The following is a 472-nucleotide window of genomic DNA, read 5'->3' on the forward strand; positions in this document are numbered from 1 at the left end:
CGGCGGGCGCCGTTGAAGCGGAGCTTCCAGTAGGACGCGCTCATGTCCTCGACACGGACTTCGGCGCCGGAGCGGGGCGCATGGATGAACTTGCCTTCGCCGAGATAGAGGCCCACATGGCTGTAGGCGCGGCGCATGGTATTGAAGAAGACGAGATCGCCGGGCTGGAGATCCTTCTTGTCGATCTTCTCGGTGGCCTCGGCCTGCTCATTGGCGCGGCGGGGCAGCGCGAGCCCGACGGTCTGGCCGTAGATCGCGCGGATGAAACCGCTGCAATCGAAGCCGCTGTCGGCGGTATTGCCACCACGGCGGTAGGGCACGCCGAGGAAGCCCATGGCGGTGGAGATCAACTCGCCGGTACGGTCCTGGACGGAAGCCCTCACTTCGCGCAGCTGATTGAGCACCTGATGGCGGTCGATCAGGAACCGATCGAGGTCATCAGCGGCCGAGGCGGCTGCGTTGTTGTGGGGAG

Annotated in this window: 1 protein-coding gene; it reads right to left on the reverse strand. The window is 65.5% G+C overall.

Features of this window, described 5'->3' with window-relative positions; translation table 11 throughout:
• On the reverse strand, positions 1–472 hold a 472-nt coding region (locus FJV41_RS57350), incomplete at both ends, for a C40 family peptidase (RefSeq protein WP_220138008.1).

The sequence above is a fragment of the Myxococcus llanfairpwllgwyngyllgogerychwyrndrobwllllantysiliogogogochensis genome (assembly GCF_006636215.1).
In the GTDB taxonomy this organism is placed as follows: domain Bacteria; phylum Myxococcota; class Myxococcia; order Myxococcales; family Myxococcaceae; genus Myxococcus; species Myxococcus llanfairpwllgwyngyllgogerychwyrndrobwllllantysiliogogogochensis.